The sequence below is a fragment of the Cupriavidus gilardii genome, from assembly GCF_017598945.1.
Taxonomy (GTDB): domain Bacteria; phylum Pseudomonadota; class Gammaproteobacteria; order Burkholderiales; family Burkholderiaceae; genus Cupriavidus; species Cupriavidus gilardii_E.
Map to the genome: position 1 here is coordinate 103,424 of NZ_JAGFTW010000016.1, position 22,207 is coordinate 125,630.

21 protein-coding genes and 1 pseudogene are annotated in these 22,207 nt (G+C 62.2%); 7 read left to right on the forward strand and 15 right to left on the reverse strand.

The window, feature by feature from the left end; all coding sequences use genetic code 11:
* Positions 1-11: 11 nt before the first annotated feature.
* The 4 genes from J5T34_RS07610 to J5T34_RS07625 all read right to left on the reverse strand — a co-directional run bounded on the left by J5T34_RS07610 (position 12) and on the right by J5T34_RS07625 (position 2,837).
* The gene (locus J5T34_RS07610) at positions 12-497 is read right to left on the reverse strand and encodes a CzcE family metal-binding protein (RefSeq protein ID WP_115737295.1); all 486 of its coding nucleotides are present in this window, start codon (positions 495-497) and stop codon (positions 12-14) included.
* A gap of 347 nt (positions 498-844) precedes the next feature.
* Positions 845-1,612, reverse strand: coding sequence for a class I SAM-dependent methyltransferase (locus J5T34_RS07615; RefSeq protein ID WP_232348068.1), 768 nt, complete (start codon positions 1,610-1,612; stop codon positions 845-847).
* A 274-nt stretch (positions 1,613-1,886) separates the two neighbouring features.
* Positions 1,887-2,285, reverse strand: a complete 399-nt coding sequence (locus J5T34_RS07620) for a hypothetical protein (protein ID WP_115737207.1) — start codon at positions 2,283-2,285, stop codon at positions 1,887-1,889.
* 249 nt (positions 2,286-2,534) lie between these two features.
* Positions 2,535-2,837 (reverse strand): hypothetical protein, encoded by a 303-nt coding sequence (locus J5T34_RS07625; protein ID WP_115737208.1) that lies wholly within the window; start codon positions 2,835-2,837, stop codon positions 2,535-2,537.
* Between the two features lie 953 nt (positions 2,838-3,790).
* Between J5T34_RS07625 and J5T34_RS07630 the strand changes: the two genes are divergently transcribed.
* From J5T34_RS07630 to J5T34_RS07660, 7 genes are all read left to right on the forward strand, one after another.
* Positions 3,791-4,039, forward strand: a complete 249-nt coding sequence (locus J5T34_RS07630; RefSeq protein ID WP_151023066.1) for a hypothetical protein — start codon at positions 3,791-3,793, stop codon at positions 4,037-4,039.
* 594 nt (positions 4,040-4,633) lie between these two features.
* Positions 4,634-4,855 (forward strand): hypothetical protein, encoded by a 222-nt coding sequence (locus J5T34_RS07635; RefSeq protein WP_062799422.1) that lies wholly within the window; start codon positions 4,634-4,636, stop codon positions 4,853-4,855.
* 161 nt (positions 4,856-5,016) lie between these two features.
* Positions 5,017-5,415: a copper resistance protein gene (locus tag J5T34_RS07640; RefSeq protein ID WP_115737209.1), complete on the forward strand. Its 399-nt coding sequence runs from the start codon at positions 5,017-5,019 to the stop codon at positions 5,413-5,415.
* A gap of 72 nt (positions 5,416-5,487) precedes the next feature.
* Entirely contained in the window at positions 5,488-6,795 is a 1,308-nt protein-coding gene (locus J5T34_RS07645; RefSeq protein WP_151023068.1) for a TolC family protein, read from the forward strand.
* Positions 6,792-8,357, forward strand: a complete 1,566-nt coding sequence (locus J5T34_RS07650) for an efflux RND transporter periplasmic adaptor subunit (RefSeq protein ID WP_151023070.1) — start codon at positions 6,792-6,794, stop codon at positions 8,355-8,357. The genes J5T34_RS07645 and J5T34_RS07650 overlap by 4 nt, the downstream gene beginning before the upstream one ends.
* Positions 8,354-11,524, forward strand: a complete 3,171-nt coding sequence (locus J5T34_RS07655) for an efflux RND transporter permease subunit (protein WP_174782260.1) — start codon at positions 8,354-8,356, stop codon at positions 11,522-11,524. Before J5T34_RS07650 ends, J5T34_RS07655 begins: the two co-directional genes overlap by 4 nt.
* Positions 11,521-11,859, forward strand: coding sequence for a copper-binding protein (locus J5T34_RS07660; protein WP_053821763.1), 339 nt, complete (start codon positions 11,521-11,523; stop codon positions 11,857-11,859). Before J5T34_RS07655 ends, J5T34_RS07660 begins: the two co-directional genes overlap by 4 nt.
* A gap of 425 nt (positions 11,860-12,284) precedes the next feature.
* Here J5T34_RS07660 and J5T34_RS24055 read toward each other — a convergent pair whose 3' ends face one another.
* The 11 genes and pseudogenes from J5T34_RS24055 to J5T34_RS07710 all read right to left on the reverse strand — a co-directional run bounded on the left by J5T34_RS24055 (position 12,285) and on the right by J5T34_RS07710 (position 22,207).
* Entirely contained in the window at positions 12,285-12,413 is a 129-nt protein-coding gene (locus J5T34_RS24055) for a hypothetical protein (RefSeq protein WP_255637895.1), read from the reverse strand.
* Positions 12,414-12,570: 157 nt separating this feature from the next.
* Entirely contained in the window at positions 12,571-14,160 is a 1,590-nt protein-coding gene (gene tnpC, locus J5T34_RS07665) for an IS66 family transposase (RefSeq protein ID WP_034021473.1), read from the reverse strand.
* A 31-nt stretch (positions 14,161-14,191) separates the two neighbouring features.
* Positions 14,192-14,542, reverse strand: a complete 351-nt coding sequence (tnpB, locus tag J5T34_RS07670) for an IS66 family insertion sequence element accessory protein TnpB (protein ID WP_017514072.1) — start codon at positions 14,540-14,542, stop codon at positions 14,192-14,194.
* Positions 14,542-15,006 (reverse strand): IS66-like element accessory protein TnpA, encoded by a 465-nt coding sequence (gene tnpA / locus J5T34_RS07675; RefSeq protein WP_017514071.1) that lies wholly within the window; start codon positions 15,004-15,006, stop codon positions 14,542-14,544. The genes tnpB and tnpA overlap by 1 nt, the downstream gene beginning before the upstream one ends.
* A 423-nt stretch (positions 15,007-15,429) precedes the next feature.
* The gene (gene tnpC, locus J5T34_RS07680) at positions 15,430-15,774 is read right to left on the reverse strand and encodes a Tn3 family transposase post-transcriptional regulator TnpC (RefSeq protein ID WP_053821762.1); all 345 of its coding nucleotides are present in this window, start codon (positions 15,772-15,774) and stop codon (positions 15,430-15,432) included.
* Positions 15,767-18,754, reverse strand: a complete 2,988-nt coding sequence (locus J5T34_RS07685; RefSeq protein WP_174782261.1) for a Tn3 family transposase — start codon at positions 18,752-18,754, stop codon at positions 15,767-15,769. The genes tnpC (J5T34_RS07680) and J5T34_RS07685 overlap by 8 nt, the downstream gene beginning before the upstream one ends.
* Positions 18,755-18,895: 141 nt before the next feature.
* Positions 18,896-19,612: pseudogene (locus tag J5T34_RS07690) on the reverse strand (DUF4158 domain-containing protein); the annotation flags it as partial.
* Between the two features lie 90 nt (positions 19,613-19,702).
* Positions 19,703-20,266, reverse strand: a complete 564-nt coding sequence (locus J5T34_RS07695) for a recombinase family protein (protein WP_075791073.1) — start codon at positions 20,264-20,266, stop codon at positions 19,703-19,705.
* 255 nt (positions 20,267-20,521) lie between these two features.
* Positions 20,522-21,316: a sulfite exporter TauE/SafE family protein gene (locus tag J5T34_RS07700; protein ID WP_053821759.1), complete on the reverse strand. Its 795-nt coding sequence runs from the start codon at positions 21,314-21,316 to the stop codon at positions 20,522-20,524.
* 11 nt (positions 21,317-21,327) lie between these two features.
* Positions 21,328-21,765, reverse strand: a complete 438-nt coding sequence (locus J5T34_RS07705) for a DUF6691 family protein (RefSeq protein ID WP_053821758.1) — start codon at positions 21,763-21,765, stop codon at positions 21,328-21,330.
* Positions 21,766-21,775: 10 nt separating this feature from the next.
* Positions 21,776-22,207 carry a YeeE/YedE family protein gene (locus J5T34_RS07710; protein WP_053821757.1) on the reverse strand — a complete coding sequence of 144 codons (432 nt, stop codon included), beginning with the start codon at positions 22,205-22,207 and terminating at the stop codon, positions 21,776-21,778.

Here is a 22,207-nt window from a genome sequence, read left to right on the forward strand (position 1 = left end):
ACCGGCCATTCTTAGCCACCGGTAAAGAGCTTGCTGCGCTCGATATAGACGCGCACGCCTTGGGCGTTGGGCATTGCCGGGAATAGGACGCCAAGATCCACGGATTTTCCTTGAACAAATTCGGCGAACGTCCAGGTGGCCTGCTGCGCGCCGCTGCGGAAGGTAACGGTGTCGCCGGAGGCCACATTGACAGACTTCAGGCCGGGAGCGAGAGTCACCGCGCGTGCGGCCGTGTTCGCCGGCGCCAGGCTACCGAAGAGCGTCGCCTGCGGCCCCAATGGGGTAGCAGCCTGCGCCGTAGCCATTGCGCTGGGCACTGTGAGCGATGCCGATGAGCTGGCTTGGTCGGCGGCTTGCCGCCGCACGTGCTCCGCCCAGTTGTCGCCCGCATTGGTTCTGGTCTGGTCCGCACTCCACGCCGGTGAACTGGATAGGACGGAAACGGCCGCCAGCGCCAATGCGGTCAAAGCGGTCAAAGCGGTCTTCTTGGTGTTCATGATGCGCTCCATAACGTTTCGAGGCGTAACCTCTTAAGTGTCATGGTAGGCAACCGGCACTCACGCGGACGTTACTCGCGAATTACATCCCCGTAAGCTTTCCCGCATCCATCTGCGCCGCAGAAATGGGTACTTCGGCGAGGTGAACGACCTGGATAGCCAGGCGCGAGGGCCGCGCCTGCGACGCTGCCCTGACGGCCGCGCGAACCGAGGCATTTGGGAAGAACCCAAGCCGACGCGTCCGCTCTTGCGCCACAGACGAGCCTGGCGAAGGCTTGAGACGCGGCCCGCGGCGTCCTCGTCATTGACGTTAAACGCCGCGATGGGCCCACGCGTGACTGCGTCCTCTACAAAGTCCAGCCCTTCTTCCTGGCCACCAGCAGCAGCGAGCCGCCTGCCGGGAAACGCAAACCGGCCCGTATTAGGTTGTGCTCGAGGGTGCAAACACCCCCGAGCATGCCGTTCATGGCCGCCCCAATGCGAAACCCGTCGTCCATGGCATCGCCGGGCGGCTTGGCGCGCTGCCACACCCGGGAGATGGCCATCGCAGGCAGCAGCAGCGTCATGAAGGAGGTGACGTCCACGATTTCGAACCCGGCCGCCTCCACTTTCTTCACCAGTTCTTGGCGCGTATAGCGCCGCTTATGCTTGGCCGCATCGTCCATATGGCTCCACAGCGACGGATGCTGGGGCACTGTCAATACGATTCCCCCATCATTCCTGCAGGCCCGGTACATCTCCGCTAATACTTGAGCGTCGTCGTCGACGTGTTCGATGACGTCAAACGCCCCCATGACATCGAAGGCTTGGGCAAAGGGAATGGCACGGGCATCCATTTGCAACAATTGAGCTTTGCATTTGCGCTGTCCCTGCATCAGGGCGCGCAACGATGCCTCGCCGCCGACCAAGCGTGCACGCGGGAAGCGGGCCTGGATCGCGCGCAGGTTCTCCGCGGTTCCGCAACCGACGTCCATGAAAGAGCGCAAGGCCGGAAAGTAGCGCTGCAGCGCGTCCAGGATCAGTTTGCGGCGATAGACGAACCAGAAGTGCGTCGCTTCGAGCTTCTCGTACTCGACAAAGAGCGGTTCGTGAAAGCCATCATGGTCGACCATCATGGCAGGTGCTAGGCAGAGCACGCCAGCCAGAACACGGGGCTGCCAACCGCACGCGCTGCACGCCCACACGTCAATTTTGAGCGGGGCCTTACATTGATTACAGATGCGCATCGCTGTCTCCAATATGTGCGCGCGCGCGACATCGCACGCCGCACCATAATTGCCCTACCTTGCTCTCGCACAGGAACGAGCGCAGGCAGGCTTGTTTCGTCTTCGGTCAAGGACGAGATCTAGGAAGGTGGAGGTAGCCAGCCCAGGAGTTGCTTGGGCGGCGTCAGAGATGGGGGGAAGGCGGGCGCAGCAGCGTTTCAGGCGTTGTGCTGGCAAATATCCACAGCAGAGACGCCGGTAGCATGCTGTTCATGGACAATGCTTGGGTCCCCGAGAAGGCAAAGATGGCAAGTGTCGAGGCGGCCGAGCAGGCAGAACACGCATGACAACCGCGCCCCTTGCCGCGCTCTTTGCTTGCCGGACAGTGATGCGACCTCGGATCGCAGTGTGCGTCGGCCTGGTCGGCGCTCGCCTCGTCAGCGACGTCGATGGTGGCAAGGATGGCGAAGAGACCGGCGCCCTGCCGCAACTCGGTCAGCTCGCCGCACGAAAGAGTAGCCGCTGCGCCAACGTTCTGAATCGGCAATACCAATACAACGAGCCAAAGCGATAGGTGGCGCAACAGCCTTCTCATCCGGCGGCATCAAGCATCAATTGAGTCGGGAGTCTATACGAGCCGCCTGTCAGTAGAATGACGTGGACATGACAGACGCGGCGCTTCTCCTGATTTTTTCAACGGACGCCGGCGTCACGGTAACGAACAAAGCCTAGAAGCGATGCCTCTGATGAAAGCATCCGTATCATGCGGGAGTCCCCCGCTCCGGCTACCGGTGTCGGCACGCCAGCGGGCAATCAATAACAGGCGAGTGCGTCAGTGGTCGCGTGAACCGTGAGCGGCATTGTGCCAGCGGCGCTCAGGCTCACGTCGCCCATGTTCGATGCCGTGGCGCGGCTGGCGATGCGACTCGCGCGGCGCAGTGCCATGCCCGTACGAGGGCTGCGCATCATGTACCACCGCAACCGCGGGCACGACGTGCACAGCGGCAGGCGCCGGCCGTGACGGGTAGAGGCCTGCCCGACCATAGCCCTCATGCGTGTAGCCATGCGTCTGCGCATTGGCGTAACTGAACCCGATGACCAGCGCGGTGCCGACTAGGATGGGAAGCTTTTTCATATTTTCTCCTTTGCGTGCGTAGAGGGTGGGAGCATACGACTTCTACATTGCCGGCAGTGTTCGCGTTTCCCTACAAATGTGAGCGGTTGTAACGGCATTACCCCAGCAATGACGCGCGAGTCGAACTCGATGACTGCCGCGTAATGGTTGGGTAATGATGGCGGCAATTTCCAAACGGGAACGCTTGCTGCCATTCCCGGGCCAAGACAACACAGAAAAAATTCCTGCACGTAATGGTCGCGTAATACTAGCTGGTCGTGAATGTCGCAATCTCCTGCCGATGAACATCACTAGGACGAAAGCCCAACCGAACATGGATGGCCAGCATGTAATGGTTGGGTCATCGCATAGCAATGTGAAGTAAGGTCGCTGAAAGATGGCACGCTGCGGGGCCCTTCTGCAAAGGCAGATCTTGGTGCAAAAGCAATCAGAACCTAGATTCACGATAACGGCATTGCCGTTTGCACACCGCTTCGCTGGCTTCCCGGTCGTGTCGCGCCCTGAACCACCGCAACGGACTCTCGTCATCTAGGGCAAAGGAGAAATCATGCGTGTCTTATTACTCATTACCGTCATGTTGGCCGGGTGCGCGACCGTCGCAGAACGTACCGCGCACGCCGAGCGCGATATGGAGACCTCATTACGCGTTGAGGGCCCCGCTTGCGAAAAGCTCGGCTATCAGAAAGACTCGGATCCGTGGCGTGACTGCGTGTTACGCCTCAGTGCCGGAAGTGGACCGTGTATGCATCGACGGTTTTGAAACGCATGCCCCGCGTATGGCGGGGCAATTCGCGGCGAGTTCGTTCTCTACACCCGACGCCTAGCGGCTGCGGATGGGTGGCGCTTACCGGTCGTTTTCAATCGAAGCGCGACGCCAGCCTGCGCACTGCTTGACCTTACCCCCGTGGGAAGGTCCATAGTGCAAATGAGGACGGCATCGCGGCGATCACGCCTTGGCCGTACCACGCATCCAGCGGGGAAAGCATGACGACTGCAACGCCACGTTATTTGATGACGTGTTCGCTGCGTTCCGTCTGGCCTGCGCACAGCAGCAGTACAGCGTGGCCGAGCACCTGCTGGCTGCCCTGGAACAATTGGCCGGCGACAACCATCGCATGCTCGACGAGGTCTACCTGTCGTTCGCGTCGACCTGCCCTGCAGGCAACGCGCTGTCGGACTCAACCGTGCCGCGCGCAAGATGAAGTTCTATACTCAATATGGTTCCCGCGACGGCGCTACTCGGCTCGGAGAGGTCCAATGCGTAAGCCTATGAATCGCCTTTGGCGTCTCGTCGTGCTCCTGACCCTGGCGCTGGCTTTGCCTCTACGAGCTCAGGCCGGACCGTTGGACAACTGCTGTATCGCTGGCATCGCTCAAATGCCAGCACACGGACCTGCTCAAGCGGCGCAAGCCAGTGTCGAGACCGGCAGTCCCCATGACTGCGTCAGTCAATTCGGTTGCGCCGGTGACCGACATGTCAGCGGCCCGTCTCGTCTTCCCTGCACGATTTCCGCTTGTGCAATCCTCGCGGGCACGCCGTTGGCCACCGCCGCCCCCACGGATGCATGGACCAGCGTGTTGGTCGCGCATCCGGAGTTCGCATATCGCTCCGTCGTTCCGCCTCGCCTCGAGCGCCCGCCCAAACGGTACTGTCTGTAGGGCGGTCTCGCACGGCGAGGGTGCCGCACTTGGTGCCATCGCACCAACGTGCTCGTCTGATTTCGACATTTGCAGTGTCGCCTGCCGCTCGCTGGTGGGTTTAGGCCGCGCGCTGCATACCCAGAACGAGGAACATCATGAAATTCTTTTTTCACGCGCTAGGGGGCGCCGTCGCCCTTGGGCTCTCGCTGTCAGCAGTCGCCGGTCCGGACTGGTATGTGATCGAAAAGGCTCGCAACGCCAAGCGGGCTGAGGCGCAACAATTGAAGGCGCAGCAGGCAGAGGACCACACCGCGATGAGGCGTGACCATGCCGCCATGATGCAAAAGTGCCGCGAAATGATGGGTCAGCCCAAGTAACCGGCATACTCCGATGCGCTGCGTTGGCGTGGCGCATCGGAGCGCCTCGATTGGGCGATGCCACAAGTGGGTCGCATTTGATCTGTGGCAAACGGCCGCGAGGGCAAAGTGCCGAAAGCGGCCAAACGCTGCTACCATTTGGCTCAAACCGAGTTTCCCACGTGCGTATCCGCTTTCGCCGGCTTTGCCTTGCCGCCTTCCTGCTGAGTACCTTCCTGACAGTTCAGCTGGCAGCGGCGGCCTACGCCTGCGCGGGCAGCCGGTATTCGATGGACGGTATGACGGACATGGCCAGTATGACCGAGTCCTGTCCCGACATGACGCAGAAGGCCGAAGCGCCGGCTGCCCATGACGGCTTGTGCCTGGAGCACTGCCAGCTTGGCTCCAAATCGGCCGACCACCCCAGCCCGCAGATTCCAGCGTTCCAGCCCGTGCTCGTCAATCTGGTTGAGCCGGCGTTGGTGCCGGTAGTCGTCAGCCAGCGAGCCGCCTACGCCGACGCGGTGCCACGCGGGCCCCCTCGCCCGCTGCCCATCCTCCACTGCTGTTTCCGAAACTAGCCTCCGCAGCAACGCCTACTATCGTGCCCTGAACCATGGTGTTCAGGGTGGTCGTTGCTTTGCGGAGGCTTTATGCATTTGCGTTCTCCCTTTGCGTATGGGTGCCGGCTGACGCTCGCCCTTACGCTGTTGGCCGCTGCCCATCCCGGATGGGCACAACCGGCGGCCGCACTCTCCTTGCAGGAAGCGGTAGCCCTCGCGTCTTCCGGCTCGTCGGACGCCGAAACATCGCGCTCGGCGGTCCAGTCCGCCATCGAGATGGCGGTCGTTGGCCGGCAATTGCCGGATCCGGTGCTCAAAGTCGGTGTCAATAACGTACCGGCGAACGGACCCGACCGGTTTTCCCTCGGCACGGAATCGATGACGATGCGCTCGATCAGCCTGATGCAGGAGTTCACGAGATCGGCCAAGCGTGAGGCTCGCGCCCAGCGCTTCGAAGCCGAGGCGTCGTCGGCCGAGGCCCAGCGTACGGCGGCGCTCGCCACGGTGCAGCGCGGCGCCGCGACGGCCTGGCTGGACCGCTGGTATGCCGAGCGCGCCTACAGTGTGCTCTCCGAACAGGCGCACTCCATCCAGTTGATGGTAGACGCGGCGCAGGCCGCCTATCGCGGCAACCGCGGCTCCCGTGCCGACATCCTGGCCGCCGAACTGGAGCTCCGTCAACTGCAAGATCGCGAAGACGAGGCCCGCGCCGCACTGGTATCAGCCCGAGCGATGCTGCGACGCTGGGTGGGCGAGGCTGCAGAACTTCCCCTGGCCGAACGCCCTGGCTTTGAGGCGCCGGCCTGGCTCAATACCTTGGATGCCGGCGGCGTGGCGCAACTGCCGGAGGTGGCGGCGGCCGAGGCACAGGTTGGCGTCGCCGAGGCGGAAAGCCGGGTCGCTCGGGAGAACAAGATCCCGGATGTGAGCGTGGAACTGATGTACAGCCAGCGCGGCCCCGCCTACTCCAACATGGTTTCGCTCAACGTCTCACTGCCGCTTCCCTGGGACCAGAAGCATCGCCAGGATCGGGAACTGGCCGCAAAGCTTGCGCAGGCCGACGCCGCGCGCGCGCAAGCCGAAGTCGTACGCCGCGGCTTGCTCGGGCAGTTGCGCGGCAAGCAGGCAGAGCTGGCGCTCAGCCAGGCGCGGCTCGAGCGCTATCGGAGCACCACGGTGCCGCTGGCCAAGGCACAGACCGAAGCGGCCCTGACTGCCTATCGAGCGGGTGCCGGCACCCTGACCGCCGTGGCCGATGCCAGCCGCAAGGCGCTCAATATTTCGCTTGAGCGCCTGAAGCTTGAGGCTGCCACCGCCCGCCTGTGGGCGGACCTGACTTTCCTGATGCCGTTACCCACTGCAAACCAGCCCACGTCACTGCAAGGAGCCCAACCATGAACAAGACCACGATTGCACGGACGGTGGCAGGCCTGATGGTGGTGGCAAGCGTTGGCGCTGCCTATTACCTCGGTCAACAGCAAGGGCGCCAGTCGCCCGCGTCGGCAAACTCGGGCACCGGCGCCGGCGGTGCCGCCCTCAAGGCGGGCGACATTGACCCGAAAACTGGCAAGCGCATCCTCTACTGGCACGACCCGATGGTGCCCGGACAGCGCTTTGACAAGCCGGGCAAGTCGCCGTACATGGACATGCCGTTGTCGCCCGTGTATGAAGAAGCCAGCGGCGGTGCGGCCGTCACCATTGACAGCCGCGTGACACAGAACCTTGGCATTCGCACGGCCGAGGTGAAGACCGGCCGACTCGAGGCCGCACTTCAAGTGCCGGGCAATGTCGCGATCAATGAACGTAGCATCGAAGTGCTGCAGGCCCGCACCAGCGGATTCGTGGAGCACGCGTACGCTCGGACCACCCTCGATCCGGTCAGCAAAGGTCAAGCGTTGGCGCAAATCTATGCGCCAGAATGGGTCGCGGCGCAGGAGGAATATCTGGCGATCAGCCGGATGGACGGCAGCCTCCAGCGCGAGCTGCGCGAGGCCGCCATTGCGCGCATGCGTCAGGTGGGCATGACCGAGAGCCATATCCGGTTGGTCCAGTCCACCGGCAAACTGCAGCCGCGGCTGACGATCACCAGTTCGGTCGACGGCATCGTCACCGAAATCGGGGCGCGCGATGGCATGACGGTTTCGCCGGGAACGACTCTGTTTCGCATTGCGAGCCTAGCAACCGTTTGGGTCATCGCCGAGGTGCCTGAGAGCCAGGCCGCCCCGTTGCGGCCCGGCCAGACAGTGTCGGCCACCGCGGCAGCCTTGCCCGGCCACCCGCTGTCGGGCAAGGTCGACGCCATCTTGCCAGATATCAGCGCCGGCACCCGCACGGTCAAGGTGCGCATCGAATTGCAGAACAAGGCCCGTCAGCTATTGCCCGGCATGTTTGTCTCGGTGCGCTTTGACGCCGCCCCAGGGCCAGATCGTGTGCTCGTGCCAACCGAGGCGCTGATTCGCACCGGCACGCGCACCATCGCCATGGTCGCATCCGGCCAAGGCGGCTTCAGCCCCGTGGAGGTCAAGACCGGCGCGGCGGCAGGCGGTCAAACCGAAGTCATTGAAGGGCTCAAAGCGGGTCAGAAGGTGGTCGTATCAGGACAGTTCCTGATCGACTCGGAGGCGAGCCTGCGCGGCACTACTCAGCGCATGACCGCCCCCACAGCCGCCTCTGCAGCCGGCGCGTCGGCGCCTGGCACCGCTGCGGCGCCCGGGCCGGAGCATCAAGGCGTCGGCCGGATCGAGGCCCTCACCGAGCAGAGCATGACGATCTCCCATGGTGCCATTCCCTCGGCGCAGTGGGGCGCCATGACGATGGAGTTTGGCGCGCCGCCAGCCGGCATGCCCAAAGGTTTCAAGCCCGGGGACCGGGTCCGATTCCGCTTCCGCCTGGATAGCGACGGCGTGGCAACCCTCTCCGCCGTTGAGACCGCCGACGCCACTGCGGGAGCCAAGCCATGATTGCCCGGCTCATCCTCGCGTCCATCCGCAATCGGTTCCTGGTGCTGCTCACCACCGTCATGGTCACCGCGTGGGGACTTTGGGCGGTACAGAGCACACCGCTTGACGCCCTCCCGGACCTGTCCGATGTGCAGGTGATCATCCGCACGCCGTTCCCAGGCCAGGCACCACAGATCGTGGAAAACCAGGTCACCTATCCGCTCACCACGACCATGTTATCCGTACCCGGCGCCAAGACCGTGCGCGGCTACTCGTTTTTTGGTGACTCCTATGTCTATGTGTTGTTCGAAGACGGGACCGACCTGTACTGGGCGCGCTCGCGCGTGCTCGAGTACCTGAACCAGGTGCAATCGCGGCTGCCGGCAGCGGCCAAGCCCGCGCTCGGCCCCGATGCAACCGGCGTCGGCTGGATTTATGAGTATGCCTTGGTTGACAAGACCGGCCAGCATGACCTCAGCCAGCTACGGGCGCTACAGGACTGGTTCCTGCGTTTCGAGCTCAAGTCCCTGCCCAACGTCGCTGAAGTGGCTTCGCTTGGCGGCATGGTCAAGCAATACCAGATCGTGCTGATGCCGGATCGGCTGCGCGCCTACAACCTGTCGCAAGCCAAGGTGCTCGCAGCGCTCAAGGGTGCCAACCAGGAAACTGGCGGTTCGGTGCTGGAGTTGGGTGAAGCGGAGTACATGGTTCGGGCGACCGGTTACCTGAAAACGCTGGACGACTTTCGCCAGATTCCGCTCGTCACCAGCGACGCCGGCATCCCGGTACGGCTGGGCGACGTTGCCACCGTGCAACTCGGCCCCGAGATGCGGCGTGGCATTGCCGAACTGAATGGTCAGGGCGAAGTGGCTGGTGGCGTCATCGTCCTGCGCTCAGGCAAGAATGCCCTGGAAACTATTGAAGCGGTCAAGGCCAAGCTCGCCACCTTGCAAAAGAGCCTGCCCAAGGGCGTCGAGATCGTCACGACTTACGATCGGTCGGCGCTGATCGAACGGGCAGTGGACAATCTCACCACCAAGCTGATCGAGGAATTCGCGGTCGTTGCGCTGGTCTGCCTGGTGTTTCTCTTTCATCTGCGCTCGGCGCTGGTGGCCATCGTCTCGCTCCCGCTGGGCGTGCTGGCCGCCTTCCTGGTGATGCGCTATCAAGGCGTGAACGCCAATATCATGTCGCTGGGTGGCATCGCCATCGCCATCGGCGCGATGGTTGATGCCGCGGTGGTCATGATCGAGAACGCGCACAAACATCTCGAGCACTGGCATGCCGACAACCCGCAGCGCGACCTCGGCGAGCATGAGCGTTGGCGCGTCATCGGCGAATCTGCTGTCGAAGTCGGACCTGCCCTCTTCTTCTCCCTGTTGATCATCACGCTGTCGTTTATTCCGGTGTTCACGCTGGAGGCGCAGGAGGGCCGTCTTTTTTCGCCGCTCGCCTTTACCAAGACCTATTCCATGGCAGCCGCAGCGGGACTTTCCGTCACCTTGGTACCAGTGTTGATGGGTTACATGATCCGCGGCAAGATCCCGTCGGAGCAGGCCAATCCGCTCAATCGCTGGCTGATTCGTGGCTACCAGCCGCTGCTCGGCAAGGTGCTCACGTATCCCAAGACCACCCTGGCAGTCGCCGCCGTGCTGCTCGTCGCCACCGCGTGGCCCATTATGCGCATTGGCGGCGAATTCATGCCGCCCTTGGATGAAGGCGATCTGCTCTACATGCCCTCCGCGTTGCCAGGTCTCTCTGCAGGTAAGGCCTCCCAGCTACTGCAGCAGACCGATCGGCTCATCAAGACCGTGCCGGAGGTCGCAACGGTGTATGGCAAGGCGGGCCGCGCCGATACCGCCACCGATCCGGCGCCGATCGAGATGTTCGAGACCACCATCCAGTTCAAGCCCAAGGACCAATGGCGTGCCGGCATGACCACCGACAAGCTGGTGGAGGAGCTCGATCGGGTCGTCAAGGTGCCAGGGCTGTCCAACATCTGGGTGCCGCCGATCCGCAACCGCATCGACATGCTCGCGACCGGCATCAAAAGCCCGGTGGGGATCAAGGTCGCCGGTACCGACCTGAAGGAAATCGATCGCCTGGCCACGCGCATCGAGGAGGCCGTCAAGACGGTTCCCGGGGTCACCTCCGCACTGGCTGAGCGGCTCACGGGCGGCCGGTACATCGACGTCGATATCGATCGGGGCGCTGCGGGTCGGTACGGCCTGAACATTGACGACGTTCAGGCGATCGTCTCGTCGGCCATCGGTGGCGAAAACGTCGGCGAAGTGGTCGACGGGCTTGCGCGCTTTCCGATCAATGTCAGGTATCCGCGCGACTATCGGGACTCCATCGAGCAACTGCGCAGACTACCGATCGTGACCGACAAGGGGCTGCAAATCACGCTGGCCGACGTTGCGCGCATCCAGGTTGTGCAAGGGCCGCCCATGTTGCGCAGTGAAAATGCGCGGCTCTCCGGGTGGATCTACGTCGACATTCGCGGCAGGGACCTGCGCTCTGCCGTGCAAGACATGCAGGTGGCAGTCGCCAGAGCCGTCCCGATGCCAGCCGGGTACTCCCTGAGCTGGTCGGGACAATTCGAGTATCTCGAGCGCGCCACCGCGAAGCTGAAGGTAGTGGTCCCGTTCACCCTGCTGATCATCTTCGTCTTGCTCTACCTGGTATTCGGCCGGCTGGATGAGGCGCTGCTCATCATGGGCACTCTACCGCTGGCCTTAATCGGCGGCTTCTGGCTACTCTATCTGCTGGGATACAACCTGTCGGTGGCCGGGATTGTCGGCTTCATTGCACTGGCCGGGGTCGCTGCGGAATTCGGCGTCATCATGCTGCTCTATCTGAAGCATGCCTGGCAGGAACGGCTCGAGGATGGGCAAAACAGTCTTGCGGCCCTGCTCGATGCCATCCAGGAAGGCGCCGTGCTGCGTGTGCGCCCGAAAGCGATGACCGTAGCTGTAATTCTGGCCGGCCTGCTTCCGATCATGTGGTCGCACGGAACCGGCTCAGAAGTGATGCAGCGCATCGCTGCACCGATGGTCGGCGGCATGGTGACGGCGCCGCTGCTGTCCATGTTTGTGGTCCCGGCGGTGTATCTGCTGCTACGCCGCCGTCAGATCAAGCAGGCTTCCCTTTCCCCCAACCTCACACCTCAGGAGGAATCACAATGAAACACCTCAAGACCCTCGCCGCCGCCCTGGCCATCATTGCCGCGCCGGCCGTGTTCGCCGCGGGTTCGATGGACGGCATGGACATGAAGGCGCCCGCCGCCTCGCAACAGGCAGCTCGGCCGGTGCCCGCAGAAATCAAGAAGATTGATGCGCAAACCGGGAAGGTCACGCTCAAGCACGGCCCGATCGAGAATCTGGGCATGCCCGGCATGACCATGGTGTTCCCGGTCAAGGATCGCGCCTCGCTTGGCAAGTTCAAGGAAGGCGATGCCGTGTCGGTGACATTCGACAAGGTGGATGGCGCGCCGACGGTCGTGGATATGCAGCGCAAGTAATCGCCCCATGCGCGCACGGGTTCGCCGCCGGCGGCCGTGCGCGTCACGGCATGGCCTAGCAACGTCACGCTGGCAGCCATGGGCGCCACTGCGCAACGATCCTGGCAAGCCAACTCCGAATCGAATCAGACCGTGCGCCACAACCCTTTTGATCTGCCCCACGATGTCCTCGTCGTCGTCCTGAGCTCACTGGCCATCCTCCTTTGTATGCTCGGACTGTTTGCTTGGTATCTGCGACGACGGCACGGCCCCCGGCGAATTCGCGACCAGCATGGCACGGTCTCGCGCAAGCGCACCAGGAAGTCGAGCAGACGGAGCAAATAGCGGTCGGAAAGGGGGCGTCCACTGGTTACCTCCTTGCAATGGCTCGCACGGCTGGGGGCTTCCATTCCGGTGCCCAGGCGCCGCTACGTTGCTTACCCGGACTAGCAACAGCTCAGACCGCCCATCATGCGCTGATGCATCAAAAGCATCCCTACCACACCAAGGATGGCAATCACGCCGACGGCGGCGCACACAATCAAGATGACTTTCCAAATTGACGATTTGTTCATACTCTCGCTCCTAGCGGCCTGTGTACGCTTTCGCGCCAATTGATGTGCCGCACCTGGTGCTGATCGTCGCCCCTGATTTCCTTGACAAGGATCTTTTGTATGACTGTTTGGTAAGCGGTCTTTTGAGGGCGTCCCTTGCGGCCGCCGGCGGTATCCGCTAGGCGTCTGAGGACTTGAGCGTCCAGGGCAGCAGAGCCTCGTAGTCGTCGGCGGTCTGTGCGTGTGGCAACGCCTTGAACAAGGCAACGAGATACTGATACGGATCGACGTCGTTGGCCTTGCAGGTTTCCACCAGTGAGTAAAGACTTGCGCTGGCGTTGGCACCGGCCACGGTGTCGCAGAAGAGGAAGTTTCTCCGTCCGATCACGAATGGCCTAATCGCGTTCTCGCAGGGATTGTTCGAGATCGGCCAAGTTCCGTTCTCGATGTAGCGCACGAGCTTTGGCCACTGCCCATGCAGGTAGTGCAGCGCCTTGCCGAACAGGCTTTGCGGCAGTACGGTATGCAGGTGTTGCAGCAGCATCGTTTCGATCTCGGCCAGCAGCGGCTGGCTTTGTTCGGCGCGAACTTGCTGCCGTTGTTCCGGCCTCATCTCGAGCGTGTGGCGTTCGATGGCAAACAGCTTGCCGATGCGCTGCAGGAATCCGGTGACCGTGTGGTCGGCGCGCTTGTCCTTGGGCAAGGCTTGCTCCGCCTCGACCAGGTAGCGCCGCGCGTGCGCCCAGCATCCGAGGTGCACCAACTGATAGGTGTTTGCGACGTCGTCGTATGGTGCATAGCCGTCGGTCATCAACACCGACCCAGGCTTGATGCCGGCATAGAGAGCCGTAGCCTGCTTTGTCTCGCGTGTGGGGCTATAGGCAAACAACCGTACCGGCGGGCCCGTGCCATTCATCTGCGCCCATAGGAAGCTCTTTCTCTGGGCAGGCCTGCCGGACTCCTTGAGCACCTGTACCGTTGTCTCATCACCGTACACGACGTCTGCTTCCAGCAGATGGTCACGCAGCAGGTTGATGATTGGCTGCACCGCTTGGCCTACTCGCACTATGCTTGCGGCCAGGGTGCCGCGAGAGAGGTCCCCGCCGAAGCGATGCAGCAGCGCTGCCTGGCGGTACAGCGGCAGGCCATCCTGATACTTCGAGGTGATGCACCAGGCCAGCGCCGATTCGGTAAGGAGTCCCTTGGGAATAATGCGTGCCGGTGCCGGCGTCGTCTTGATGCCGCCGTCGCAGCATGGGCAGGCGTACTTGACCCGCTGGTGCTGGATCACGCGGACCTGTTGCGGCACGATGTCGAGCTGTTCGCTGACCTCAACGGCAATCTCGACCAGAGTCTGGCCATCGAGGGGGCAGACGCGTTCCGATTCGGGTAGTTCGTGACGAACCTCGACACGGGGCAGCGCCGGGTCGAGCGGCTTACGGCCACGCTTCTTGCGTGTGTGCCCGGCCACTTCGGTCTCGGGCGTACCTTCTTCTTCCTGCGCCGGCTGCGCGGCCGCTGCCGCCATGGCTTCGGCCTCATTGAGGAACAAGTCCTTCTGCTCCGAGCCTCGCGCCTCGCTCTTGGCGGCGAACAGCTTACGCTGGAACGCCTTGAGCTGTTCCAAGAGCAGGTCTCGCTGGACCGTCATCACACGCAGCTCGCCCTTGATTGCCTCGCGTTCCGCGAGTATTGCCTTGAGCTCGCGCTCGGCGTCTCGCAACAGTTGCAGCTCGGCGGCGGTAACGGTGACGGGCGTGGATGGCATGGCGGGTTAGACCGCTGCCGCCAAGCAGCGTTCACGCAGCGCGATGGTATTCTCGGTGCGGGTGCCGGCGCATCGCCTCGATGTCGATTCCCTCGAGCAGCCAGTGCAACTGTTCGACCGTCAGCGTGGCCACCGACGCCTCGCGTGGCCAAGCAAACCGGTCCGCCTCCAATCGCTTCAACAGTAGCCAGAAGCCGTTGCGATCCCAGCCGAGAATCTTGATGCGATCGGCCCGCTGGTTGCGGAACACAAATACAGCAGATGCAAACGGATCCAGCCCGAGCGCCTGCTCGACCAGCAGTGCCAGGCCGTTGATGTTCTTACGGAAGTCCACAGCGTCGCGATGCAGGTACACCCGCAGCCCAGCGTCGAGGCGGAACATCAATGGCCTCCATTCAGGGCTTCGATCATTGCCCTTACGAGCGCCACGTGTCGCTCGTCGCATTCGAGCTCGAGTGATACCCCGTTGGGTAGCTTCGCGCTCAAGAGTGCCAGCGGTAGCGCTCGCTGCGGTGGCGAATCGGCAGTCGCTGAGGCCGCTTCGCGGCGAGGCACCACGACCTTTGCAGGTGTCTCGATCGGCCGCGAATCCAGAACCTCCTGGACAACCGGCACGAATGCCGGCAATGCACCTCGCGCCTGCGCTGAATCTCGGTACTCCCGAATCCATTTGCGCAACTGATTAGCGTTGATGCCAGCCTTGAGAGCCGTGCCCGAAACCGATGCTCCCGATTGAAGGCAGAACTCAATCAGACGCCGCTTGGCCGCTGGCTCGTAGTCGCGCTTCCCATTGGAGCGGACTCGCACCGCCTGCAGCGGAAATAGGTCAATCTCGTCTTGGATCATGTTTGCGTCCGCAAAGTCTTTGCGGACGCAAGCCTGCCAACGTTCAGCCTTCAATACCAGACGTCGTCAATTGAGCGCTTACACTGTTTGCCTGGTATCCGCGACGCCCACAAGCCCGTCCGAAGGCTGCCCAATCAATGCGGCGCCGACTCACTGGCGCGCACCAGAAAGTCAGAAAAATAGCTGCAATTTCCTACACCAACCTCGACTGTACACATCTGATGATGTCCGAGCTTGTTCGCCTGCCATGCCCGACAGGCAATGTACTGCCAGTTGATCGCATCGCTGCAAGCGGAAAAAGTGCGCCGAAGGGCCTAATGGACGCGGCTAAGTTGCTCCGGCTATCGTACTGACTTTTGTCCTGCTGCTTCGTCGGAACCGGCCTCACATGCGCCGTCTCGACGCGCAAGCGACCTAGCCGAGTCAGCTATCGTCGCGAGGGCGAAGCGGCTCCAGCGGGCGCAGCGCTTGAACGGCGCGCTTGAGCAGCAAGATCCAGTCATCCAACTCCTCTATGATGGCCTCGGTTTCGTCCACGAGGGTCGGGCCAGTGGTTGGATACGACAATGCGGCGCCGTTGATCAGAGTATGTGCCATGCCGTGCAAGCGCAGCAGATCGTCGCGCAGTCCGGCTGGCTCACAGCAACGCGCGCGGATCGCATCGAGTTGTTCCACCACGCGCAGGATGGTGGTCGTGTCGAACGTGTCCCGAAGCGCTTGCAACGCCTCAGCGTCGACCCTGCCGTAAGGTGTATCGGTATCAGGCATGGCGAGGCTTGCGGACGGAATGGGCGGGAGCGGCAAAGAGGCTGTCGCGAATCCAGGCTTCCGGCACCCGCTCCAGGTTGAGTTTATAGTCGCCGAAGCGCTTGATGTTGCTAGTGAGGTAGGGACTCAGGAAGCCGATGTCGGCCACGTCGACTTTGATCCCTTCCTTCACCATCGCGCGCAGGGCCTGCATCATGTCCGCCGTGTTCTGAAGAATCACGGCCGAGGCGATCAAGTCGTTGTAGCGCAGACGCTTCTGCTGCTCATCGGGATCGTTCTCGGCCAGCACATCGCCGCCGAACGAGAACCATTTGGCAAAGCCATTGTAGGACTCGATCTTGTTGGTGGTGGCGGTGATCTCCTGGCGCAACTCGCGGCTGCCAATCCATTCGAGCAGGAACGCCGTGCGCACGACCTTGCCGAGTTCCTGCGCCGCCAGAAACAGGCGGTTGCGGCGGCTTTCCGAGCCGAACCGGCGCAGCAGGAGCGGCGAGGAGATTGTTCCGGCCTGAATCGATAGCGCCACCTGCATCAGGTCCTTCCAGTGGAAGGCGATCAGGTCCCAGTCCACGGTGTCCGAGAACAGCCGGTCGATGTGCTTGTATTTGATGTTCGCATCGGCACGGTAAAGCTTCAGATCCTGCCAATTGCGGATGCGCGGCATCAGGTTGATGCCCAGCAGATGCGTGAAGGCGAACACCGCGGCCGACTGACCCTGGGTGTCGGCATGCACGGTATCGGCCTCGACGCTCAAGCCGGCCTTGAGCAGACCCTCGATCACGTAGATGGCTTCCCACACGCCGGGCGGAATGAAATGCCGGAACACCGCGATGTAGTTGTCGGCCACATGCCGGTAGGCCACCGCGCCCATCTTGCGGTACCGAAAGTGGTAGCCGGCCAGGAGGTTGTTGTCGTAGAAGTCGTACTGGGTGCCGTCAGCCGCGACGGTCTTGCCATCCCCCCAGTGCTTGGGCAGGTCGAGCCGCAGATACAGCTCGATCAATTCCCGCTGCGCGGTTTCGAGACGCTCCAGGCTCAGATGCCGGCGGTTGACGAACGACATCATGTGCGGCGTGATATGGCGGGCCGCCTGGGTGGGTCCCAGGTTGCAGCCCATGGCGAAGATGGTCAGCAGGTAGCGCTCGGCCGCATTGCGGATCTTCGGGTCGCTGCCGGAGAGCGGGCCGAAGTGCCGTGTGAAGCGGGTCCAGTGCTCGATGTTGGCCAGCACGTCCAGCAGGTTGCGCGTCGGCATACGTCGGATCAGCGCCTGCTGCAAGGCAACGGCGCTGGCCGGAATCTCCCGGGCGACGGTGCGCTTGAGCACCGGCTCGCCATCCTGGCCGATGGTGACGTGCTGGCGCTTGTCGGGAAAACCGGCATCCAGCGTGCGCGCCGTGTCGGCGAGCCACTGGCGCAGATACACCACGAAGTCCTGCGCGTTGGCTGGCATGTCCAGCTTGGCGCAGTATTCCGGCAGGCGCCGTTCGCATTCGCGCCAGGGCAGCAGGTGCGCACGGTAATCGGCAAAGGCATCCGAACCCACCACGCACAAGTCGCCGGATCGCAGCTCGTTGACCATATGCGAGAGCACGCACAGTTCCAGGTAGCGCCGGTTGGTAGGGGCGCCCTGGTCGTGGGGGCGACGCACCAGCTTTCGCCAACGTTCCGAGGCGAAGCTCACATCGACGTCGGCGGCGATCCATTCGCGATGCAGGGATTCATTGTCCAGCACTACCGCAAGTGCCGCCAGCAGCGTGCGCGACTGGCTGGTCGACTCCCATTCCAGCACCTGCGCCAGGCGCAGCATGACGGAGCGATGCGCGCGGAAATGCCGCCATAGTAGTGGCAGGTAATTGTTGCCGCTGAAGGCCCGCACCTCGGCGCAGCTCTCGCGCAGCGGCTCCAGATCGCCGGACGGCGCGAGGAAGCGGCGCACCTGCCGGCCGATCAGCGCGTCGTCCTGGCCATCGGCGACGATATCGACCACGCCGTCGAGCAAGCTGACCAGCTTCTCCATCTGGGCGCGCTGACGGGACTGGATGCGCTCCATCTCGTCGCGCGCTCGCTTGTGGATGGAGCCCATGCGACGGATGAACATTTCCGCGAGATCGTCGCGGGTGGGCACGCGCATATGGTTGAGCAAGGCAACGATCAGCGTGTAGCGCTTCTCAGGTAGAATCTCCCTTAGATTGGCCGCGTCCAGGCTCATGGCCTGGCTGGCCAGCGAGCGCAGCTTCGAGGCTGGCACGCCTGCGATTGCGCGAGAGAAATCGCCAAGCCCGTCAAGTAAGGTCAGGTGTTCTATGAGTAGGTTGAGATGCTTGCGTGATGGACGGCGCGCGTGGCGCTTGATGTTGTTGTAGGCGGTAAGTCGGTTGGTGAATTCCCGGGTGAGAAGCCGGTCCAGCCGCTGCCGTTCCTCGTCCGACAAACGCCTTGCAACGCTTCGAAACAGTGCGGTCTGCGTGCGGGTGTGAATCTGCTCGGCAATGTTGTCTAGGGTGGAGAACGCTGGCAACTCGACCTGGCGCAGGATCAGCGCATCAATGGTGGCATTGATGATGTCCACTTGCTGGTCCATAGTTTCCGCGGCTTCGCGCGCGGCGCGGATCGTGACCTCGTTGCCATCGGTGCCGATATAGGGCTGGACGCCGAGAAATTCGCGTACCGCCGTGTAATGCCGGTACAGCGTGGGGGATAGCTTGCGGTCATAGCCAAATGCGGCATCTGGCGCCAGACCAGCGCTGGCGCGCACGTGGTCAATCACGACGACGGGAATGCTGTCCAGGTTGGGGAAGTAATGCAGTTGCTGGAAGACCTTCAGCAGCACCAGCAAGCCAAGTCGCGGCACTTGTCCACGTGTTGAGCGGGTGGCCCACTCCAGTTCCTCGGCATCCGGCGTGTAACACGCCTGTAGCTCCTTAGTGGAGAAAACCTTCGGGAAACGCGGGTAGGCGGTACGCTCGACGGTGGCCATACAGGATCTCGACAATCTCTGAAGGGCCAGCCAGTCTAGCCGAGGACGATGGCAAAGTTCTAGACCAAAGTTATAACTAAAGGGAATGTTTCTTCTTGTTTATATAACCCAGCGGCTTATGATAGCCGATTGCCCGAATCTTGGCATGACCCCCGACTGGAACACTTTGAGGCGTTCGATGTGCTCGCGCATGTAGCGGGAATTGGGCTTGAGCGGCGACTGGCGGAGCCACACGAGCCAGGTAATGCTCATGTCAGGCGCGACGTTGAGCAGGTTGTCCAGGGAGCGCTTGTGGTGGCGCTCCAGCGGCTCGATCAACGTGCGATAGAGCCGCCGGTTCGCCCTCGTCACGGCCTCGGCGCAGGCGCGCTCGATGACGGTCAACGCCGGCAGAATGATGCGCTTCTGGCGCAGCGTTTCGAGGGAATGCGCAGCCAGGATCATGGCCTTGTCGGTCTGCATGGCGAGGTCAGCCAGGCTGTGTACCAGCTTGCGGAAATCAGGCAGGCCAAACACGGACAGCCCGAGGTAAGCGCGCAGCTCGTGCAGGTGCTCGTTGCGCGTTTTCTCCCGTCCGCCATATTCCGGCCAGGCGCCGGCGTCGCCGCGCACCTGCTTGGCAACCCAATGGATCACAGGATCTGGCAGCATGGTGTCGCTGGCCAACGCGTAGCCAGGGTAGCGCAGCAGGCACATCTGCACGGCGAAGCCGAGGCGGTTTGCGGCGCCACGGCGTTGCCGGATCAACGCCAGGTCGGCGTCCGTGAAGCTATATTGTTGGATCAGATCATCCTGACTTTCGGGCAACACGAGCAGGCTGTCGCGTTCAGTATCGGAAAGCAGTGAGCGGCGTGGCATTTGTTCGATTTCTTGGAAATCTGATGAAAGAGAAGCACATGGAGCAGAGAATCCGGGCTCAGGGCTGTCCGATCATGAGTGCATGAACGTTCATACGGTGCGCGTTTTTAGGTACTGGTAGAGGGTTTCTCGACTGATGCCAAGGTCGCGGGCCACGACCGCTTTCGGCTCGCCGGCGGCGACCCGAGTGCGTAGCTCAGTCACACGCTCGGGCGCGAGCGCTTTTTTGCGGCCACGGTAGGCCCCACGTTGCTTGGCCAGCGCGATCCCCTCGCGCTGCCGTTCACGGATCAGGGCGCGCTCGAACTCGGCAAAGGCGCCCATGACCGACAGCATCAGGTTCGCCATTGGCGAGTCCTCACCGGTAAAGGCCAAACACTCCTTGGCGAACTCGATGCGTACGCCGCGCCTGGTCAGGCTCTGCACAAGGCGCCGGAGGTCATCCAGGTTGCGGGCCAAGCGGTCCATACTGTGCACGACCACGGTATCCCCCTCGCGCACGAAGCCCAGCAGCGCTTCCAGCTGCGGCCGTTGAGTGTCTTTGCCCGATGCCTTGTCGGTGAATACCCTGTCGACTTGTGCATGTTCGAGCTGCCGGTCCGGGTTCTGGTCGAAACTACTGACCCTGACGTAACCGATTCGTTGGCCCTTCAAGGAACCTCCTTGTTGTGAATGTCAGGCTGAAATCTATGAGCCTTCCGGTCAGGTGTCAATAAAATGTTTATATGACTCTATCCTGACGCATTTTGCAGGGCCCTCCTGACGCCTAATTGGGGTGTAGCCTAAGCTCACATGCTTAGGTGACGGCGAAAATGCGAACGGGGTTTCTTAATGCTGTTCTACGAACGAGTGATTCTCTGGCCAAGAGAGCCAGCAGGAGCATATGGGTTGTGTTATCGATCGTTTCCTCTACAGTGATTTAAAAGTCATCATTGCAGCGACCCCGAGACATATCACCCCGAAAGCAGCTTTCAGATACTTTTGCGGAAGCCGCGAGGTGAGCACACTGCCGACTCCCATCCCGACTATGCTTCCTGCTGCGAACGGGAGCGCGACACCAAGGGGAAATTTTCCTGTAGATAGGCTGGCCGCTACGCCAGTTAGCGAAACAAGTGCGATAACACCGAGCGAGGTAGCGACGACCGATTGCACCGCTAAATCCGTGAAACGCTGCAAGGCCGGCACCATGACGAACCCGCCGCCTACCCCGAGCAAACCGGACAGAATGCCCGCAATGGCACCTGCGATCGATAAGGCGCCGGCGCACTTGCTCGTCCAGATAAACCGTCCACTCATGTCGTCCCGAATGCAGGGTCGATCCAGAGTAAGAGAGGTGGACTCGACACTGCGGCCGACGATTTCACGGAAGGTTTTATATGCGACCCAGGCGAGAATAGCGGCAAACAACAGGCTGAGCAGTCGCGTGTCCAAACGGTGAGCCAACCATACACCGAGTGGCGCGAGCAGGATGCCAGTGCCGGCAATGAGCACGGTCGCGCGGTAGCGCACAATCCCAGCCTTTAAGCCCATCAAAGCACCTGCTGCGGCAGAAACACCGACGGCGAGCAGGCCAACGGGGCCGGCTTCGGCGATCGTTAAGTGCATGCCGAAGACAAGAAGTGGGACCGCGAGAATGCCTCCCCCAGCTCCTGTCAGACCCATGACAATACCTACCACCGCCCCCAAGAGAAGACCCGTAATCATCACAGCCCCGGTTACGCGGCCGGTGATGCGGCTTTGGCTTTTGCTCGTTCGAGCAGTTCAAACAACGCCATTCCGACCAGCATGGCGATGAAGAACAGCAAGGGTTTGGCGCCGCCTTGTGCGAGCGATGCGAGCGCAGGACCGGGACAATAGCCGGCCAGGCCCCAGCCGACGCCGAACGCGAGTCCGCCGAGCACGAGACGGCGGTCAATTTGCGTAGCCGTCGGCAAGCGCATGGCGTCGCCCAGGATCGATCTCGGACGTTTGGCCGCGAACGGAAACACCAGCGCGCCGACGACTACAGCGCCGCCCATCACGAACGCAAGCGACGGGTCCCAGTTTCCGGCCAGGTCCAAAAAGCCGAGCACCTTCGCGGGGTCGCTCATGCCGGACAAAATAAGCCCCAAGCCGAACAACAGGCCGACCAACAGCGACATGAAGATTTTCATTTTTGCTCCCTTAGCCGACAAGATGGCGAACAACGTAGACGGTCACGAATCCGGCGGACATAAAGGCTACGGTAGCCACCATCGAACGCGGGGAGCGACGCGACAGCCCGCACACGCCATGTCCGCTAGTGCAGCCCGAACCGTAACGGGTACCGATCCCTACCAGCAGTCCGGCCAGGATCAAGACCGGGTAACCGGCCTCGATGTGCACTTGGGGCAGGGGAGCGATGCTTGAAAACACGAGAGGAGAAAGCACTAGGCCGCCCACGAACGCAAGACGCCAGGCGATATCGCCCCTTGCGGGCGTTAACAGGCCACCCACGATGCCACTGATGCCCGCAATTCTTCCGTTAAATACCAAGAACAGTGCCGTGGCTATTCCGATCATCAGCCCACCCGCCAGCGACGTCCAGGGCGTGAAATTGTTCCAGTCAATCATCAT

What these genes read in the sequence shown, in the direction of transcription:
- J5T34_RS07610 (WP_115737295.1), bottom strand. Translation starts at nt 497, where the DNA reads ATGAACACCAAGAAGACCGCTTTGACCGCTTTGACCGCATTGGCGCTG.
- J5T34_RS07615 (WP_232348068.1), bottom strand. Translation starts at nt 1,612, where the DNA reads ATGATGGTCGACCATGATGGCTTTCACGAACCGCTCTTTGTCGAGTAC.
- J5T34_RS07625 (WP_115737208.1), bottom strand. Translation starts at nt 2,837, where the DNA reads ATGAAAAAGCTTCCCATCCTAGTCGGCACCGCGCTGGTCATCGGGTTC.
- J5T34_RS07635 (WP_062799422.1), top strand. Translation starts at nt 4,634, where the DNA reads ATGAAATTCTTTTTTCACGCGCTAGGGGGCGCCGTCGCCCTTGGGCTC.
- J5T34_RS07645 (WP_151023068.1), top strand. Translation starts at nt 5,488, where the DNA reads ATGCATTTGCGTTCTCCCTTTGCGTATGGGTGCCGGCTGACGCTCGCC.
- J5T34_RS07650 (WP_151023070.1), top strand. Translation starts at nt 6,792, where the DNA reads ATGAACAAGACCACGATTGCACGGACGGTGGCAGGCCTGATGGTGGTG.
- J5T34_RS07655 (WP_174782260.1), top strand. Translation starts at nt 8,354, where the DNA reads ATGATTGCCCGGCTCATCCTCGCGTCCATCCGCAATCGGTTCCTGGTG.
- J5T34_RS07660 (WP_053821763.1), top strand. Translation starts at nt 11,521, where the DNA reads ATGAAACACCTCAAGACCCTCGCCGCCGCCCTGGCCATCATTGCCGCG.
- J5T34_RS24055 (WP_255637895.1), bottom strand. Translation starts at nt 12,413, where the DNA reads ATGAACAAATCGTCAATTTGGAAAGTCATCTTGATTGTGTGCGCCGCC.
- tnpC (WP_034021473.1), bottom strand. Translation starts at nt 14,160, where the DNA reads ATGCCATCCACGCCCGTCACCGTTACCGCCGCCGAGCTGCAACTGTTG.
- tnpB (WP_017514072.1), bottom strand. Translation starts at nt 14,542, where the DNA reads ATGTTCCGCCTCGACGCTGGGCTGCGGGTGTACCTGCATCGCGACGCT.
- tnpA (WP_017514071.1), bottom strand. Translation starts at nt 15,006, where the DNA reads ATGATCCAAGACGAGATTGACCTATTTCCGCTGCAGGCGGTGCGAGTC.
- tnpC (WP_053821762.1), bottom strand. Translation starts at nt 15,774, where the DNA reads ATGCCTGATACCGATACACCTTACGGCAGGGTCGACGCTGAGGCGTTG.
- J5T34_RS07685 (WP_174782261.1), bottom strand. Translation starts at nt 18,754, where the DNA reads ATGGCCACCGTCGAGCGTACCGCCTACCCGCGTTTCCCGAAGGTTTTC.
- J5T34_RS07700 (WP_053821759.1), bottom strand. Translation starts at nt 21,316, where the DNA reads ATGATTACGGGTCTTCTCTTGGGGGCGGTGGTAGGTATTGTCATGGGT.
- J5T34_RS07705 (WP_053821758.1), bottom strand. Translation starts at nt 21,765, where the DNA reads ATGAAAATCTTCATGTCGCTGTTGGTCGGCCTGTTGTTCGGCTTGGGG.
- J5T34_RS07710 (WP_053821757.1), bottom strand. Translation starts at nt 22,207, where the DNA reads ATGATGATTGACTGGAACAATTTCACGCCCTGGACGTCGCTGGCGGGT.